Below are 15,192 nucleotides of genomic sequence, written 5' to 3' on the forward strand. Positions count from 1 at the left end.
CGCTCAGCGCGCAAAATACAATTCGTGCAGGTGCTCGAGGTCGACGTCAAGCGCCGCCTGCGACAGCGCCACCTTGCCGCTTTGCATCAGGTAGACGTGATCGGCCACGCCCACGGCCCGCGCCGTGTTCTGTTCCACCAGGATGATGGTGCGTTTGCCATCGTTCAGGCGCGCGAGGATCTCGAACAGCTCGTTGACCACCAGCGGGGCCAGGCCCAGCGACGGTTCGTCGATGATCAGCAGCGACGGGTCGGACATCAAGCCCCGCGCCATCGCCAGCATCTGCGCCTCGCCGCCGGAGAGTGACCCGGCCAGCTGCTTGCGGCGTTCGTGCAGGCGCGGGAACATGGCGTAGGCTTCGGCCAGGCGCGCCGGCATGTGGCTGCGGTGCTCCTTCGGAAATGCGCCCATGATCAGGTTTTCTTCCACGCTCATGTCGCGGAACGTCATGCGTCCTTCCGGAATCATGGTCACGCGCGCGTCGCTCATCTTCCACGTCGGCGTGCCGTTGATGGCCACGCCGTCGAGCGCGATGCTGCCCGCGCCGACCGGCAGCAGTCCCATGATGGCGCGCAGCAGGGTGGTCTTGCCGGCGCCGTTCGGGCCGATGATGGTGGTCAGCTTGCCCTTCTGGATAGCCAGCGACACATCCCACAGCACATTGATGGCGCCATAGCCGGCGCGCAGATTCTCTATCTTAAGCATGGGCGGCTCCCGTATAACTTTCGATGACGGCCGGATCGCGGAACACGGCATCGGGCGTGCCGTCGGCGATCAGCTGGCCAAAATTGAGCACGGCCACGCGCTGGCACAGATTGCTGATGGTCTCGATATCGTGTTCGATCATGACGATGCCCACGCCAAAGGCGGCGTGCAAGTCCTTCAGCATGCCCATGAAGCGGCGCTTGCCGTTCGTTTCCAGGCCCGCCAGCACTTCGTCAAGCAGCAGCAGCTTCGGATTGGTGGCCAGCGCCTTGGCCACCTCCAGTGCCTTCAATTCCGTCAGCGCCAGTTCGCTGGCCGCGTCGCGCCCGGCCTTGTCGGCCAGGCTCGTGAAATCGAGGATTTCATCGATCTTGCGCTGGTCCACCTTGCCCGTGCCGAAGCGCTGCGCCACGATCAGGTTTTCACGCACCGTCAATTCATGCATCGGTTGCGGAATCTGGAAGGTGCGGCCCAGCCCCAGGCGCGCGCGCTGGTACATGGGCGTGGCCATGATGTCGCGCCCCTCGAAGCGGATGCCGCCGCTGGTGGGACGCACCAGGCCGGAAATCGCATTGAACAGGGTGGTCTTGCCGGCGCCGTTGGCGCCCACGAGGCCGATCACGTCGTGGCTGCCCACGTTCAAGGTGACGGAATCGACGGCCGTCAGGCCACCGAAGCGCACGGATACATTATCGAGTTCAAGCATGTTGTTTCTCCTTCGCTTTGAACGCGTTTTTCAGCCATTTCTGCAGCAGCGGCAGCAAGCCGTTCGGACTGAAGACGATCATCGCCACCAGCAGCACGCCCAGCACCAGCTGGTGACCGGTAGGGATCAGCGACTTGAAAATGAGCTGGTCGACCAGGTAGACCACCACGGCGCCCAGCACGGGGCCGAGTATCGTGCGGTAGCCGCCGAAGATGGCCGCCACGATCGGCAAGGTCACCCACAGGCTGTTGAAGGCGTAGTCCGGTTCCAGGAAGTTGATGTAATGGGCGTTGAAGGCGCCGAACAGGCCCGCCATGAAGGCCGACACGAGCAGCATCGCGCCTTTGAGCAAGGTGCTGTTGACGCCGACGACGCGCGTGGCGTCTTCGCTGTCGTGCATGGCGCGCAAGGCGATGCCGTAATGGCTGGCGCGGATGCGGCTGTAGGCAAAGGCGCATGCCACCACCAGGGTCAGCACGACCAGGTAGGCGCCCGTCTTGCTGGCCAGATCGAAGCCGAAGACGGTGGGCAAGGTGGGAATATTGTTGATGCCGCCGGCGCCGCCCGTGACGGAACTCCATTCCGTGGCCAGGATGCGGAAGATGTGGGCATAGGCGAGGATGGCCAGCGCAAAATACGGCCCGCGCAGGCGCAGCACGGGCAGCATGATGACGGCGGCGATGGCCGCGCCCGCGCCGCCCAGCAGCATGGCGGCAAACACGGGCAGGCCCAGTTTCACGGTGGCCAGCGCGGAGACATACGCGCCCACGCCGAAGAACGCCGCATGGCCGAAGCTGACCATGCCGCCCAAATTCCCCAGCAGGGCCCAGGACATGGCCACGCCGCCGATGATCAGGGCCGCCACCACCATGCTCATCACATACTGGTTGGCGCCCAGGGCCAGCGGCACGGCGACGTAGGCGGCCAGCAGCAGGCCCGCCGTGGAGATCAGTGTCGAGCGCTTCATCCGCGCCTCCGTTGTGCGCCGAACAAGCCGTTCGGCATGATGAACAGCACCAGCAGGAACAGCACCATGCCGGACAATTCCTGCAGCGCGGAGCTGGCCAGGGTGACGGTCAAGGCTTCGGCCACGCCCAGCAGCACGGCGGCCAGCAGCACGCCGGGAATCGAACCGATGCCGGCCAATACCGTGATGATGAAGGCTTTTACCGTCAGCGCGCCGCCGTAGGCGGGCTGGATCACGCCATAGCTGAACAGGGCGACGCCGGCGAAGGCGGCCAGGATGCCGGCGACCAGAAAGGACACCAGTTCCGTGCGGCCCGGGTCGATGCCCATCAGCTTGGCCGCGTCGCGGTTGCTGGAGACGGCGCGCACGGCGCGGCCATACCAGCTGGTCGACAGCCAGCGCCACAGGGCCGCCATCAGCACCAGGCTGACGCCAAAGAAAATCACTTCGCTGCGCATGCTGAAAAACGGGCCGATTTCAAAACCTTCCTGCAGCCAGCTCGACGACGTCGAGCGGATATCGGCCTTCCATACGAGCAGGATGAAATTGGTGAGGATCACGCCGATGCCGTAGGTGAGGATCAGCGAATTTATTTCGCGGTCTTTCTTGATGCGGCTGACGATCAGGTACACGCCCACGGATGTCAGGCTGACGATCACCAGCGCGATGGGAATGGCGAACATGGGGCCGAGTCCAAGCCCGGATTCCACGCTGTAGGCGATGTAGGCGGCCAGCAGCACCAGTTCGCCGTGCGCCAGGTTGATCACTTTCATGGTGCCGAAGACCAGCGCCAGTCCCAGTGCGATCAGGGCGTAGGAGCCGCCCTGCAGCAAACCCGAATACAGGGCCTGCAAGATTAATTCTGTCATGTCGTCATCCCGTCAGGCAGTCCTGGCGCAGTAGCTACACTGCGCAGGACTGCCGTTCATCGGTGCGCGCCCGGCAGGCGCGCGCGTGTGCAGCGGGAGGCTGCTGTTACCAGGGCAGGGCGGGATAGGCCAGCTTGCCTGTCGCGTGTTCCTTCGGCCAGACGATGACCACTTTCTTGTCCTGGTGCTGCGCCATGCGGTGCACGAAATTCTGGTTGTCGCCGTTGGCGGCGAACTGCACCCGGCCGATCAAGGTTTCGCGGTCCGTCTTGCGCATTTCCTCGGCCACGCCGCCTTTCTTGAGCGTGCCCTTGTCGGCCGCGCGCGCGATCGCTTCGAACAGCAGCATCGATTGCACATAGCCGAACTGGCCCAGGTAGTCCGGCTCCTTCTTGTACAGCTGCTTGTAGGCGTCGCTGAAGGCCTTGCCGTCGGCTGTCTTGAATTCCGTCGGGAAGGGCAGCAGGGCCGTGCCGAACACGTTCGGCATCAGGTCGGGGAAGTCGGCCGCCATCTTCGGCGTGGCCAGCGACCACACGCCCACCATGGCCTTGATCTTCGGTTTCAGCACGCGTGCGGCGCGGATGATGCCCACGTAATCGTTTTCGTAGCCGACCATGGCCACGACTTCCGATTTATCCTGCAGCTTGATCTTGTTGATGATGGGCTTGAAGTCGGTAATGGCCGGGTCGAACGAGTGCGTCGTCACTTTCACGCCCTTGGCGGCCAGGGCTTTTTCCACGTCTTTCGCCAGGCCCGTGGTGGCGTCCTTGGTCGAATACACGATGGAGACGGACTTGGCGCCCACGTCCTGCAGCAGTCCCAGCATGGCTTTTTCGTAGCCGGCCGTGTTATTGATGCGGAAAAAATTCTTGCGCCCGCTGCTCACCAGGCTGTCGTCCACGCCGCCCGAAGTGATGTAGACGAGGCCCAGTTTATTCGCCGTGTCCGAGGCGGGCGAGATATTGTTCGAACCATAGCCACCCGTGATGGCCACCACGCCCTGGCTGGCCAGCTTTTCCACGGCGGCGATGGCCTTGGCGGGCGCCGATTCGTCGTCGACGGTGATGATCTTGATCGTGTGCTTGCCGTTGGTCTTGTTGAATACCTCGGCCGCGACCATGATCCCTTCCTGCATGCCGGCGCCGACGCGCGCCAGGTTGCCCGTCAGCGGGATTTCCGCGCCGACCAGGAATTCGTCGGCGCTGGCTTGTGTCATCCAGGCGCTGGCAACCAGCGCTGCCATGGCGATGCGTGTGTAGGTGCGTTTCATCGTGTCTCCTCCGGTGATGTGGCTTGGTTTTATTGTCGTGTCTGGTACTACATGGTCAACTTATCGTGCATTCTGCGCCATTTGCCGCAGCTGCCCCTTTAAAATCTTGCCCGTGGCGGCCGCCGGCAGCGCTTCCATGACGATGATGGCGGACGGGCACTTGTATGGCGACAGGGTCTGCGCCAGCCAGGCCTGCAATTCTGCCACGCTGGCGGGCTGGCGCGGGTCCAGTTCCACGTAGGCGATGACGTCCTCGTTGCCATCTTCCAGGGAGCGTCCCACCACGGCCGACTGCACCACGGAAGCGTGCGCGTTCAGGGCCGTTTCCACTTCCAGCGGATACACATTGAAGCCGGAGCGGATGATCAGTTCCTTGGTACGGCCCACGATGAACAGCGCGCCGTCAGGGTCCTGGCGCGCCATGTCGCCCGTGTTGAGCCAGCCGCCGTCGCGCATGGTGGCTGCCGTCATGGCCGGCTCGCGGTAATAGCCGGCCATGATGTTCGGCCCGCGTATCCACAGTTCTCCCGGCTCGCCTGGCGCCACATCCGTGCCGGCGACGTCCACCACGCGCACTTCCACGCCCGGGATCGGCGTGCCGACGGAATCGTCGAGGCGCGGCGTTTCCAGACGCGTCTGGCTGATGGTGGGCGCGCTTTCCGTCATGCCGTAGCCATTGTGCAGCGCGGTGCCCAGCAGTTTTTCCACCTCGTGCTTGAGCGATGGCGCCAGCGGCGAGCCGCCCGCGTACGCAAAGCGCAGCCGCGTCGGCAGGGGAGTCTCCGCGCCGCCCAGGGTTTGCAGCAGCTTAGCGTACATGGCGGGCACGCCCTGCACGATGGTCAACTCATCGTCTTTCAATGCGGCCAGCAGGCCATCGACGGAAAAGCGCGGCACCAGATATAAAGCGGCGCCCGCATACAGGGTGCCCAGGGCCACCGAGGCCAGGCCGTACACGTGCGAAATCGGCAGCACGCCGTAGGCGCGGTCGGTGCGCGTCAATCCCCGCAAGGTGCTGGAGACGGCGGCGATGAACAGCAGGTTGCGGTGCGTGAGCATCACGCCTTTCGACTGCCCCGTCGTGCCCGTCGTGTAGATCAGCGCGGCCACCTGCTCGTTGCCGGGGACCGTGTCTTCCGCGATGGCTGTCTCGTTCAATTCGCCTGCCAGCAGCTGGTCCATGCCATCGACGGTGACAGCGCTGGCACCGCGTCGCGCCGCATGGGCAGCCGCTTCCGGCGAGGCGCCGGCCAGGAACAGCACGCGCCGCGCGGAACTGTGCGTGGCGATGGTGTCGATCTCGCGCGCCGACAGCCGCGCATTGACGTTGACGATCCATGCATCGATGCTGGCGGCCGCGAAAATCAGCGCCACCTGCAGCGCGCCGTTTTCTCCCACCACCATCAGGCGGTCGCCGGCGCGCACATCGAGCTGGCGCAGCAACTGCGCGGCGTTTTCCACACTGTGCTGCAGCTGAGCGTAGGTCCAGTGGCGGTCACCTTCATGCAGCGCCGGCGCATCGGGCGCGCGCGCGGCCCAGTAGGCGGGGATGGCCGACAGGCGCGCCGGCAGGCCGGCCAGCAGGGAAGGGATGTCCATCGCGGCCTCCTTCACTTTTGCGCTGCCTTGATCATGTTGCGGGCGATGACGATCTGCTGGATCTGCGTCGTACCCTCATAAATGCGGAACAGGCGCACGTCGCGGTAGAAGCGTTCGGCCGCGTATTCGCTGATGTATCCCGCGCCGCCGTGGATCTGCACGGAGCGGTCGGCCACGCGGCCGCACATTTCGGAAGCGAACAGCTTGCAGCACGATGCTTCCGTCGAAATATCTTCCTTGTTGTCGCGCCGGCGCGCCGCGTCGAGCACCATGCTGCGCGCCGCATAGATTTCCGCCTTGCTGTCGGCCAGCATGGCCTGGATCAGCTGGAATTCCGCGATGGGCTGGCCGAACTGCTGGCGCTCCATGGCGTAGGCGAGGGCGTCGGCCAGCATGCGTTCGGCCGCGCCCACGCAGACGGCGGCGATGTGCAGGCGTCCCTTGTCGAGCACTTTCATGGCTGTCTTGAAGCCCACGCCTTCCTTGCCGCCGATGACGTTGGCGGCCGGCACCGTGCAATTTTCAAAGATGACGTCGCAGGTATGCGCGCCCTGCTGGCCCATTTTCTTGTCGATCTTGCCCAGCGAGAGGCCCGGCGTATCCTTTTCCACGATGAAGGCGGAAATGGCCGAGGCACCGCGCTTGACGGGGTCCGTGCGGGCCATGACGGTAAAGATGCTCGCTTCCGGCGCGTTGGTGATATAGCGCTTGCTGCCGTTGAGTATATAGAAGTCGCCATCGCGCACGGCCGTCGTGCGCAGCGAGGCCGCATCTGAACCGGAACCCGCTTCCGTCAGCGCGAACGAGCCGATGATCTCGCCCGCCGCCAGCTTGGGCAGGTAGTGCTGTTTCTGTGCTTCCGTGCCGTCGATGACGATGCCTTGCGAGCCGATGCCGTTGTTGGTGCCGATCAGCGAGCGGAAGGCGGGCGAGGTGCGGGCGATTTCAAAAGCGACGCGCACTTCCTCTTCCATGCTCAGTTCCAGGCCGCCGTAGGCTTCGGGAATGGACAGGCCGAACAGGCCCAGCTCGCGCATCTGCGCCACGATGGCGGGCGGTATCGTGTCCGTTTCGGCCACCAGCGCCTCGTTCGGCACCAGCACTTCGCGCACGAAACGGGCGATGCTGTCGAGCAGGATGTTCAGGGTTTCTTCGTCGCGTATCATCGGTTTCCTCGGCGCTTTGATTTGATCTGTCGTTGAGAGGGGGCGCGCAGTCTAACCGCGGCCCAGGTTTTTTTCCACTGTCTTGACGAGGGCCACCAGGCGCGGTCCCAGGTCGGATTCGAGTTTTTCGCGCGACAGCAAAAAGGCGGGGCCGCCGCAATTGAAGGCCATCACCTGTTCGCCGTCGGCGCCCAGCATGGGCACTCCCACGGCATGCACGTCGTTCTGCCACTCGCCGGCCGAGATGCAAAAACCCCGGTCCTGGTAATCCTTGAAGCCTTGTTCGATGCCGGCCTTGATGCGGGGCCAGCGTTCCGTCTCGTGCACCCTGGCGTGGTCCATCAGGTAGTCGCGTTCGGCCTGCGGCAGGATGCACAGCAGGGCCTTGCCCATGGCCGTCGTCATCAGGGGAATGCGCGAGCCGACGTCGAGGCGCAGGGTGACATTGGCGCTGCTGCGGCACGTCTCCACATACACCATGCTGAGGCGGTCGCGCGTGCCCAGCGACACGGATGCCTGCGCATGCTCGGCCAGTTCCTCCATCAGCGGGCGCGCCATCTTGCGCACGTCGAGGTTCGACAGCATGCGGTAGCCGAGGGCCAGCACGCCGGCGCCCAGCTGGTACTTGCCCAGGCTGTCCGAATAATTGAGGTAGCCGAGTTTGGTGAGGGTGTAGGTGAGGCGAGAGATGGTCGGCTTCGGGATGCCCGTGCGCTTGGCCATGTCCGCGTTCGACAGATAGACTTCGCCGGGGCGGAAGCAACGGAGCACTTCCAGCCCGCGCGCCAGCGCGTTGACGAACTGGCGGTCCTTGCCCTCCTCGTCGTCGCTGAAGACGATCAGTTCCGGATCTGCTGCGGTCTGAATATTTATCATATTTGCATTCATTTTCAGGCTCCCTGGAAATCAGTTTGCCTAGCCAAATTGTGCGTGTCAACCGTTTTGTGAAACATTCGTTCGCACAGCGAAATGCTGCGGTGCATGAAAAATACCTGGAAAATTGACCTGCGCAGCGGTTTTCGGCCTTGCTGCTTGAGCATCGCTATATACGTCTATATATTGCGCTGTTGCGTGATGGCCGCCGCAGAAGCGGCCGATTTTTTGCATGTCGCTATATAAGGCGATATATAACGGAAGAGAGCAAGATGATGATGGTGAAACAGGTAATGACGGGCGCCGTGCTGCTGGCGCTGGCGCAGCAGGTCGCCGGCATGGAAGACGTCGATGCGGCGGCGCCGTTCGTGCTGGGCACGGTGACGGTGGTCGGCCAGCGCGAGCAGGCTGGCGCAATGGAGCAGCAGGTGGGGACGCAAGTGAGCCGCGCCCAGATGCGCCGCTTCAACCGCGACAACGTGGGCGACGCCTTGAATCTGCTGTCCGGCGTGTCCCTGTCGACGAATGCGCGCAATGAAAAAACCATCGCCATCCGCGGCTTCGATGCGCGCCAGGTGCCGCTGTATATCGACGGCATACCCGTCTACGTGCCGTATGACGGCTATGTCGATTTCAATCGCTTCACGACTGCCGACCTGGCCGCCATCCAGGTGGCGAAAGGCTACAGTTCCGTGGCGTATGGCGCCAATACCCTGGGCGGCGCCATCAACCTGGTGTCGCGCAAGCCGACAGCGTTGACGGAAGGCGATGTGTTCGTGGGATTTGGCTCGGGCAGCGAGCGCCAGGTGTCGGCCAATGTGGGCACGAACCAGGGCCTGTGGTATCTGCAGGCCGGCGTGTCCTGGATCGACAGCGACAGCTTTCCCCTGTCGTCCGACTTCCGCCCCACGGCCACGGAAGATGGCGGCATGCGTAACAACTCATATCGCAAGGATCACAAGCTGTCGTTCAAGGTGGGTTACACGCCCGCAGGCGGCGATGAATACGCTCTTAGTTACTACAAGCAGCATGGCGAAAAGGGCCAGCCGCCATCGACGAATCCCGCAGGCGCGCGCTACTGGCAATGGCCCTATTGGAACAAGGAAAGCGTGTATTTTGGTTCGCAGACGCGCCTGGGCGAGGCCGAGCGTTTGAAACTGCGCCTGTACCACGACAGCTACGACAATGAAATCGTCTCGTACACGAACGGCAGCTACACGGTCTTGAAGAACAGCGGCCAGGGCAGCGTCAGCGGCGGGCGCAGCATCTACAACGACCGCACGAATGGCGGCGCCGTGGAACTCGAATCATTTCGCCTGGCCGCGCACAGCCTGCGTTTTGTGGCCAGCTACAAGGCCGACGAGCACCAGGAACGCGATGGCAAGGGCGTGCGCACCACCTGGTACAAGGATGCCCTGTGGACCCTGGGCGCGGAAGACAGCATCGCCCTGAGTGGAGCGACGCAGCTGTCGCTGGGCGCCTCGCGCAATGCCCTGCGCCCGGACACGGTTGACAGCGCCGGCAACGCCTATACCTTGCCGGGCAATCAGTCGGCCACCGACCTGCAGGCTGGCCTGTTTCACAAGGTGACGCCAGCGTCGCGCGTGTACGCCACCGTGGCGCGCAAGTCGCGCCTGCCGACGCTGAAGGACCGCTACTCGCAGCGCCTGGGCACATATATTGAAAACCCGAACCTGCGCGCCGAGGAGGCGCTCAATTATGAAGTGGGATATCAAGGAAACGCGCAGGGCGCCAGCCTGGAAGCGGCGCTGTTTTACAGCGACGTGAAGGACAAGATCCAGAGCGTGGCGAATGTCTCCGGCGTGCGCGCGCAGATGCGCAACGCGGGCAGGGCGCACATCAGCGGCGTGGAACTGGGCTTGCGCGGACGCGCCGGCGCCCGGCTCGATTTCGGCGGCAACTATACGTACACGGACATGAAAAATGTCAGCGACCGCGCCATGCGCTTGACGGATGTGCCGCGCCACAAGCTGACGGCGCACGCCGTGCTGCACGCGGCGCGCCAAGTCGACGTGGTGGCCATCGCGCAAGCGAACAGCGGGCGCTGGGTCTCGAACACGCTGGAACTTGGCGGCTTTGCGACGCTGAACCTGAAGGCCGTGTACCGCCCCTTGCCGGCCTTGACCCTGGAAGCGGGCGTGAGCAACCTGGCTGACCGCAACTACGCGCTGGCCGACGGTTTTCCCGGCGCGGGCCGCACGTGGCTGGCCAATGCGCAGTATCAGTTCTGATTTTTTGATCGTTCCATGAAAGGACTTAGCATGTTCAAGAAGATTTTCTCGGCCTGTACGGCTGCTTCGCTGCTGGCGGCGGCGCCCGCATGGTGTGCCGCGCCACCAGCAGCGCGTGACAACATGAGCCACGCGCTCACCGTGACGGGCAAGGTGGCAATGCCATTGACCCTGAAGGTGGCGGACTTGCGTCAGCTGCCACCGGCCAATGGCGGCGAGCTTGCCGTCACGCGCCACAATGGCGACAAGGCCGAAACCATCACCAGTTATCGTGGCGTGCGCCTGCGCGACATCCTCGACAAGGCGGCGCTCGATGCGCCCGGCCACAACGACGTCAAGAAGCTCGCCATCATCGCCACGGCCACCGATGGTTATGCCGTGGTGTTTTCCTGGGGCGAGCTGTATAACGCGCCGGCAGGCGAGGGCGTGATCGTCTACTACGAAAAAAACGGCAAGGCGCTCGATGAGAACGATGGCGAGATCGGCCTGATCTCGGCCAAGGATATCCGCACGGGGCCGCGCCATGTGAAGTGGCTGAACGCCATCGAGGTGCGCAAGATGGTGGAATAATGAAGTGACAAGGTCGGCCGCCGTGGAGCCATCCCCGGCGGCCGATTTTCTTACATGGCCAGTGCTTTTTTCATCGCCTGGCCCGCCACGTCGAACAATCCCCGCGCCGCTGGCGTCAAGCCCGCCATGTGCATGGACGCATGGACCATGCCGTCCAGTTGCACGCAATCGGCCGCCACACCGCCGTCGCGCAGCCGCCGCGCATACGCCAGGCCTTCGTCATGCAGCGGGTCGTATTCGCACACGAGCACTGTTGCCGGCGGCAAGTCCTTGAACGAAGCGGCCCGCAATGGCGCCGCGTACGGATGCGCGCCGTCGGCCGGTTCGTTCAGGTAGGCCGACCAGCAAAAACGCATGGCTTCACGGGTCAATGAAAAGCCTTCCGCATGGCGCTGGTAGGACGGCGTGTCGAAGGCGAAATCGAGGGCCGGATACAGCAGCAGCTGGTGCGCCAGGGCGGGGCCGGCCTGGTCGCGCGCCATCAGGGCGGCGGCGGCCGCCAAGTTGCCGCCCGCGCTGTCGCCGCCCACGGCCAGCCGCCGTGCATCGATGCCCAGCGCCGCCGCATGCTCGGCGACCCAGCACAGCGCCCTGTAAAAGTCGTCGAGCGGCACGGGGAACTTGTGCTCGGGCGCCAGCCGGTAGTCGACGGAAAAGATCACGCAGCCGGTGGCGTTGGCCAGCGCGCGGCACGGATTGTCGTACAGGTCCAGCGAACACAGACACCATCCGCCTCCGTGCGCAAAGACGATGGCGGGCAAGGGCTGGCCCGTCTGCGCGCCGGCCGGCACATAGGCGCGCACGGCCAGTGCATGCTCGCCGGGCAGCACGTAATCCTTGATGGCCGCGACGTCTTCCAGTGGCCCGTGCAGCTGGCGCAAGCCCGTTTCCGTGGATGTGCGCAAGTGTGCCAGCGAGGCGGGAGTCGGCGCATCCCTTGTTTGTTCCAGCCAGGCGGCGATCAGCGGATCGAGGCTCATGCGTTGTTTCCTGACTTTTCTCCGGCCAGGAACGGCAGCAGATGGGCGATGAACGCTTCCGGCTGTTCCTCCATGATGAAGTGGCCGCACTCGGCGACGATGGCGCCTTGCAAATTGTCCGCCTTGCCCTGCATGGTCAGCAGGGGCGCGTCGTTTGTCGCATGGTCGGCGCCGATGGCCAGCACGGGCATGGCCAGGCTGCGCTTGGCCCGCTCGAGGTTTTGCCGGATGGTTTCGGGGATGGCGCGGTAGTAGGCGAAACCGGCGCGCAGGGCGCCTGGCGTGGCGTACGCGTCCGCATACACGTCGACGTCCACCTTGTCGCGGCGGTATGACCAGCGGTCGAAGATGAAGCGGATGTACTCGCGCTCCTTGCCGGCCGTGAGCATTTCCGGCAAATCGAGCACCTGGTTGAACATGAAGTGCCACAGGAAGATGTTGTCCGATGGCGCGACAAAAATCGGCGGCGCCGGCGCCAGGCCGGGAATCACGGCTTCCGTCAGCGCCAGTTTCGTCACGGCCTGCGGAAAATCGCTGGCCAGCGCGTAGCCGACCCACATGCCGATGTCGTGACCGACGACGTCGTACTGCGCATGGCCCAGGGCCAGCATGGCGCGGTGCAGGGTAGTTGCCACGGCGCCCGTGTCGTAGCCGCCGGCCGGTCGGTCGGAGTGGCCGCTGCCGGGCGGGTCGATGGCGACGGCCTGGTAGCCATTCGCCGCCAGCGCCGCCATCACGTGGCGCCACGCATACCAGGTTTGCGGCCAGCCGGGGATCAGCAGCACGGGTTTGCCGTTGCCGGTACCCGCGATGACGCAATGCAGGCGCTGGCCGTCGATGCGCACGTAATCATGTGTAAATTCGTTCATGGTGTTTCCCTGATTAGTTGTGTTGGATGCCCAGCAATTGATGGATCTGCTCTGCGCTGACGGGGGCGCCGGCGAAGTCGTCGAAGATCTTGTCGGTCACGGGAATGATGTGGGCGTTGATGAAGGCCACGCCTTCGCGCGCGCCCGTTTCCTGGTCTTTCAGGCAGCATTCCCATTCCAGCGTGGCCCAGCCCGCGTAGTCGTTCTGCGCCATCTTCGAGAAGATGGCCTTGAAGTCGACCTGGCCGTCGCCCAGCGAACGGAAACGCCCGGCGCGGTTTTCCCACGACTGGTAGCCGCCGTAGATGCCTTGCCGTCCTGTCGGATTGAACTCCGCATCCTTCACATGGAACATGCGGATGTGGTCCTTGTAGATGTCGATGAATTCCAGGTAGTTCAGCTGCTGCAGCACGAAGTGGCTGGGGTCGAACAGCATCTTGCAGCGCGGGTGGCGACCCACGCGCTCGTAAAACATCTCGAAGCTGATGCCGTCATGCAGGTCTTCGCTCGGGTGGATTTCGTAGCACAGGTTGACGCCCTGTTCCTCGCACACGTCGAGGATGGGCAGCCAGCGGCGCGCCAGTTCGTCGAAGGCCGTCTCGATCAGGCCGGGCGGGCGCTGCGGGAACGGGAATAAATATGGCCAGGCGAACGAGCCGGAAAAGGTGCCCATGTCGGTGAGGCCCAGGCGTTTCGAGGCCATGGCCGCCAGCTTGACTTGCTCGATGGCCCACGCCGTGCGCGCTTCCGGCTGGCCGTGCAGGTGTGCCGGCGCGAAGCTGTCGCACAGCGCGTCGTAGGCCGGGTGCACGGCCACCAGCTGGCCGAGGATGTGCGTCGTCAGTTCGCTGACGACGAGGCCATGGCCCGCCAGCATGGCGACCAGGTCGTCGCAATATTGCTGGCTGTGCGCGGCCTGCGCCACGTCGAACAGGCGCGCATCCCAGGCGGGAATCTGCAGGGCCTTGAAGCCCATGCCGGCCGCCCACTCGGCGATGGCGGGCAGGGTGTTGAAGGGCGCCGTGTCGGCGGCGAATTGGGCCAGGTGCAGGCTCGGTCCTTGGATGGTTTTCATATCGGCTCCTATTGTTTGTCGATCGACAAAGAATAGGCGAAATTTTCTGTTCGGTCAAGGCGGTCATGCAAAATAATTGGCGAACGCGCCGTCGACGCCAGGCGTTATACTGGCCGCCAGTTTGCAAGCAGAGGATGAAAATGGCAGGAAGACCGAGGGAATTTGACCGCGCGCTGGCGCTGGCAAAAGCGCGCGACGCATTCTGGACGCGCGGCTACGAGGGCGTATCGATGGCCGACCTGGTGGCGGCGCTGGGCATCGCCTCGGCGCGCATCTACGCGGCGTTCGGCTCGAAGGAGCAGCTGTTCCGCGAAGCCGTGGAATTGTATGAAACGGGCGAAGGCGCGTTTGCCGTGCATGCGCTGGCGGCCAGCCTGAATGTGCGCGACGCCGTGGCGCGCATGCTGGAAGAAGCCGTGCTGCTGTACACGCGCAGCGGCCAGCCGCAAGGCTGCATGGTGGTCACGGCCGCCACGAACACGAGCGCGGAAAACGCGGGTATCGCCGACTGGCTGGCGCAGCACCGCCGCGCGCGCACGCAAGCCGTCATCGAGCGCCTGCGCGCGGCGCAGCTGGCGGGAGAATTAAAAGGAGAGGCGGACGTGCAGGCGCTGGGCGACTACTATGCGGCCTTGCTGCATGGCTTGTCGGTGCAGGCGCGCGACGGCATTTCCGCCGAACGGCTGCTGGCGCTGATCACGCCGGCGCTGGCGCCTCTGGCGCTGGAAATGAAAAACCAGGCTATCTAGTCGATAGCCTCCGGGTTCAAGTCTTGACGTCGATCAGGCTGCCCAGGGCCTGGTCGGCTGCCTTGACGACATTCGCCGACAGGTTGAAACCGGCCTTGTAGACGAGGTTATCCGTCAGTTCGGACGCCAGGCCCACGCCGTTCGGACGGCTTTCCGCCGCCTTGGCCGCATTCGCATTGGCGCCGCTGACGCTTTCGCTGGCGGCCAGCTTGCGTCCTTCGGCGGACAGGGTGACGCCCGTGCCGGCCGGGCTGCTTTCCTGGAACTGGGCTTGTTGCGGCTGGAAGCCCGGCGTATTCGCATTGGCGATATTGTTGGCGGCCACATCCAGCGCGCGCTGGTTGGCAGTCAGCCCCGAGGTACCGGTGGTGAGGGCGGATATGGACATGGCAACTCCTTCAGTAGGCGCCCAGTTTACTCCTGTCAGCGGAAAAAGTGGTTGGCGCAAGGCAACATTTTTTCCGCAGGTGGTTGCCGCAAAAAATATGTGCGTCACGTAATTTTTTTATATTGTCCTGTGGCATTTCACTGTCTAGACT

15 protein-coding genes are annotated in these 15,192 nt (G+C 64.0%); 3 read left to right on the forward strand and 12 right to left on the reverse strand.

What is annotated here, in order from left to right:
- Positions 1-3: 3 nt before the first annotated feature.
- The 8 genes from ASN89_RS01060 to ASN89_RS01095 form a co-directional block, all read right to left on the reverse strand.
- A complete protein-coding gene (locus ASN89_RS01060; protein WP_046683692.1) occupies positions 4-705 on the reverse strand; it encodes an ABC transporter ATP-binding protein in 702 nt (233 codons plus the stop codon).
- Complete coding sequence (locus tag ASN89_RS01065) at positions 698-1,411, reverse strand: ABC transporter ATP-binding protein (RefSeq protein WP_046683693.1); 714 nt, start codon at positions 1,409-1,411, stop codon at positions 698-700. The genes ASN89_RS01060 and ASN89_RS01065 overlap by 8 nt, the downstream gene beginning before the upstream one ends.
- The gene (locus tag ASN89_RS01070; protein ID WP_058047971.1) at positions 1,404-2,378 is read right to left on the reverse strand and encodes a branched-chain amino acid ABC transporter permease; all 975 of its coding nucleotides are present in this window, start codon (positions 2,376-2,378) and stop codon (positions 1,404-1,406) included. Before ASN89_RS01070 ends, ASN89_RS01065 begins: the two co-directional genes overlap by 8 nt.
- Positions 2,375-3,247, reverse strand: coding sequence for a branched-chain amino acid ABC transporter permease (locus ASN89_RS01075; protein ID WP_035817692.1), 873 nt, complete (start codon positions 3,245-3,247; stop codon positions 2,375-2,377). The genes ASN89_RS01070 and ASN89_RS01075 overlap by 4 nt, the downstream gene beginning before the upstream one ends.
- A 106-nt stretch (positions 3,248-3,353) precedes the next feature.
- The gene (locus ASN89_RS01080) at positions 3,354-4,520 is read right to left on the reverse strand and encodes an ABC transporter substrate-binding protein (RefSeq protein ID WP_058047972.1); all 1,167 of its coding nucleotides are present in this window, start codon (positions 4,518-4,520) and stop codon (positions 3,354-3,356) included.
- Between the two features lie 60 nt (positions 4,521-4,580).
- Complete coding sequence (locus ASN89_RS01085) at positions 4,581-6,119, reverse strand: class I adenylate-forming enzyme family protein (protein WP_058047973.1); 1,539 nt, start codon at positions 6,117-6,119, stop codon at positions 4,581-4,583.
- Positions 6,120-6,130: 11 nt separating this feature from the next.
- Entirely contained in the window at positions 6,131-7,285 is a 1,155-nt protein-coding gene (locus ASN89_RS01090; protein ID WP_058047974.1) for an acyl-CoA dehydrogenase family protein, read from the reverse strand.
- A gap of 51 nt (positions 7,286-7,336) precedes the next feature.
- Positions 7,337-8,161, reverse strand: a complete 825-nt coding sequence (locus ASN89_RS01095) for an IclR family transcriptional regulator (protein WP_058047975.1) — start codon at positions 8,159-8,161, stop codon at positions 7,337-7,339.
- A gap of 269 nt (positions 8,162-8,430) precedes the next feature.
- On the opposite strand from ASN89_RS01095, the gene ASN89_RS01100 reads away from it, so the two are divergent.
- Entirely contained in the window at positions 8,431-10,410 is a 1,980-nt protein-coding gene (locus tag ASN89_RS01100) for a TonB-dependent receptor plug domain-containing protein (protein ID WP_200968931.1), read from the forward strand.
- Between the two features lie 30 nt (positions 10,411-10,440).
- Positions 10,441-10,980 carry a molybdopterin-dependent oxidoreductase gene (locus ASN89_RS01105; RefSeq protein WP_058047976.1) on the forward strand — a complete coding sequence of 180 codons (540 nt, stop codon included), beginning with the start codon at positions 10,441-10,443 and terminating at the stop codon, positions 10,978-10,980.
- Between the two features lie 50 nt (positions 10,981-11,030).
- Here ASN89_RS01105 and ASN89_RS01110 read toward each other — a convergent pair whose 3' ends face one another.
- Genes ASN89_RS01110 through ASN89_RS01120 form a run of 3 tightly spaced genes read right to left on the reverse strand, consistent with a single transcriptional unit; the run spans position 11,031 to position 13,904 of the window.
- Complete coding sequence (locus ASN89_RS01110; protein ID WP_058047977.1) at positions 11,031-11,960, reverse strand: alpha/beta hydrolase; 930 nt, start codon at positions 11,958-11,960, stop codon at positions 11,031-11,033.
- Entirely contained in the window at positions 11,957-12,829 is an 873-nt protein-coding gene (locus ASN89_RS01115; RefSeq protein ID WP_058047978.1) for an alpha/beta fold hydrolase, read from the reverse strand. The genes ASN89_RS01110 and ASN89_RS01115 overlap by 4 nt, the downstream gene beginning before the upstream one ends.
- A gap of 13 nt (positions 12,830-12,842) precedes the next feature.
- Complete coding sequence (locus ASN89_RS01120) at positions 12,843-13,904, reverse strand: sugar phosphate isomerase/epimerase family protein (protein WP_058047979.1); 1,062 nt, start codon at positions 13,902-13,904, stop codon at positions 12,843-12,845.
- Between the two features lie 140 nt (positions 13,905-14,044).
- On the opposite strand from ASN89_RS01120, the gene ASN89_RS01125 reads away from it, so the two are divergent.
- Positions 14,045-14,653, forward strand: a complete 609-nt coding sequence (locus ASN89_RS01125; protein WP_058048006.1) for a TetR/AcrR family transcriptional regulator — start codon at positions 14,045-14,047, stop codon at positions 14,651-14,653.
- A 16-nt stretch (positions 14,654-14,669) separates the two neighbouring features.
- Here ASN89_RS01125 and ASN89_RS01130 read toward each other — a convergent pair whose 3' ends face one another.
- Positions 14,670-15,041 (reverse strand): flagellar basal body protein, encoded by a 372-nt coding sequence (locus ASN89_RS01130; RefSeq protein ID WP_058047980.1) that lies wholly within the window; start codon positions 15,039-15,041, stop codon positions 14,670-14,672.
- Between the last annotated feature and the right edge of the window lie 151 nt (positions 15,042-15,192).

Source organism: Janthinobacterium sp. Ant5-2-1 (assembly GCF_001445815.1).
GTDB classification, from domain to species: Bacteria; Pseudomonadota; Gammaproteobacteria; order Burkholderiales; family Burkholderiaceae_D; genus Janthinobacterium; species Janthinobacterium lividum_E.

Excerpts from the sequence above, each read along its gene's own strand:
- ASN89_RS01060 (WP_046683692.1), bottom strand. The coding sequence starts at position 705 with ATGCTTAAGATAGAGAATCTGCGCGCCGGCTATGGCGCCATCAATGTG.
- ASN89_RS01065 (WP_046683693.1), bottom strand. The coding sequence starts at position 1,411 with ATGCTTGAACTCGATAATGTATCCGTGCGCTTCGGTGGCCTGACGGCC.
- ASN89_RS01070 (WP_058047971.1), bottom strand. The coding sequence starts at position 2,378 with ATGAAGCGCTCGACACTGATCTCCACGGCGGGCCTGCTGCTGGCCGCC.
- ASN89_RS01075 (WP_035817692.1), bottom strand. The coding sequence starts at position 3,247 with ATGACAGAATTAATCTTGCAGGCCCTGTATTCGGGTTTGCTGCAGGGC.
- ASN89_RS01080 (WP_058047972.1), bottom strand. The coding sequence starts at position 4,520 with ATGAAACGCACCTACACACGCATCGCCATGGCAGCGCTGGTTGCCAGC.
- ASN89_RS01085 (WP_058047973.1), bottom strand. The coding sequence starts at position 6,119 with ATGGACATCCCTTCCCTGCTGGCCGGCCTGCCGGCGCGCCTGTCGGCC.
- ASN89_RS01090 (WP_058047974.1), bottom strand. The coding sequence starts at position 7,285 with ATGATACGCGACGAAGAAACCCTGAACATCCTGCTCGACAGCATCGCC.
- ASN89_RS01095 (WP_058047975.1), bottom strand. The coding sequence starts at position 8,161 with ATGATAAATATTCAGACCGCAGCAGATCCGGAACTGATCGTCTTCAGC.
- ASN89_RS01100 (WP_200968931.1), top strand. The coding sequence starts at position 8,431 with ATGATGATGGTGAAACAGGTAATGACGGGCGCCGTGCTGCTGGCGCTG.
- ASN89_RS01105 (WP_058047976.1), top strand. The coding sequence starts at position 10,441 with ATGTTCAAGAAGATTTTCTCGGCCTGTACGGCTGCTTCGCTGCTGGCG.
- ASN89_RS01110 (WP_058047977.1), bottom strand. The coding sequence starts at position 11,960 with ATGAGCCTCGATCCGCTGATCGCCGCCTGGCTGGAACAAACAAGGGAT.
- ASN89_RS01115 (WP_058047978.1), bottom strand. The coding sequence starts at position 12,829 with ATGAACGAATTTACACATGATTACGTGCGCATCGACGGCCAGCGCCTG.
- ASN89_RS01120 (WP_058047979.1), bottom strand. The coding sequence starts at position 13,904 with ATGAAAACCATCCAAGGACCGAGCCTGCACCTGGCCCAATTCGCCGCC.
- ASN89_RS01125 (WP_058048006.1), top strand. The coding sequence starts at position 14,045 with ATGGCAGGAAGACCGAGGGAATTTGACCGCGCGCTGGCGCTGGCAAAA.
- ASN89_RS01130 (WP_058047980.1), bottom strand. The coding sequence starts at position 15,041 with ATGTCCATATCCGCCCTCACCACCGGTACCTCGGGGCTGACTGCCAAC.